This window comes from Streptococcus sp. GMD4S, from assembly GCF_000296955.1.
This window is the reverse complement of the sequence record NZ_AJRE01000293.1, coordinates 1-940: the sequence shown is the minus strand read 5'-3', so window position 1 is coordinate 940 and position 940 is coordinate 1. Positions and strand designations below refer to the sequence as shown.

The following is a 940-nucleotide window of genomic DNA, read 5'->3' as shown; positions in this document are numbered from 1 at the left end:
GATTGACTTGCGCTCGCTGAAGCGGATTGGCTCGAACTTGCCGACGCAGATTGGCTCGAGCTTACTGAAGCGGATTGGCTAGCACTCACTGAAGCGGATTGACTCGAGCTCACTGACGCTGATTGACTCGAGCTCGCTGATGCAGATTCACTTGCACTTACTGAGGCTGATTGACTAGCACTTACCGAAGCGGACTGACTCGCGCTGGCTGAGGCTGATTGGCTTGCGCTCGTTGAAGCAGATTGGCTGGTGCTTACTGAAGCCGATTGACTCGAACTTGCTGAAGCTGACTGACTTGAGCTCACCGATGCGGATTGACTTGAGCTCATTGACGCTGATTGACTAGCACTCGCTGAGGCGGATTGAATTGAGCTCACTGAAGCGGATTGGCTTGAACTTACCGATGCGGACTGACTTGCACTTACTGAAGCGGATTGGCTGGTGCTTACGGACGCAGACTGGCTGGCGCTTACTGATGCTGACTCACTTGTACTCAATGATGCAGATTGGCTTGAGCTCGCTGAGGCGGATTGGCTTGAGCTTACAGACGCCGATTGGCTGGCACTCAATGAAGCAGATTGACTAGCACTCACTGAAGTTGACTGGCTTGAGCTCACCGATGCGGACTGACTCGAACTTGCTGACGCTGATTGGCTGGAGCTTACTGATGCCGATTCGCTTGAACTTACTGAAGCTGACTGGCTAGCGCTCAATGACGCTGACTGACTCACGCTCGCTGAAGCTGACTCACTTGCACTCGCTGAAGCTGACTGACTTGAGCTAACTGATGCAGATTCGCTGGAGCTTGCAGACGCTGATTGACTGGCACTCAATGAAGCCGATTGACTCGAGCTTGCAGATGCTGACTGGCTGGAGCTTACTGAGGCAGACTGGCTCGCGCTCGCTGAAGCGGATTGGCTGGAGCTTACCGATGCTGATT

Annotated in this window: 1 protein-coding gene; it reads right to left on the bottom strand. The window is 53.6% G+C overall.

Annotated elements, in window-relative coordinates; all coding sequences use genetic code 11:
* Nucleotides 1-940 (bottom strand): hypothetical protein (locus tag GMD4S_RS13065; protein WP_192808346.1); only part of this gene is annotated, 940 nt, incomplete at both ends.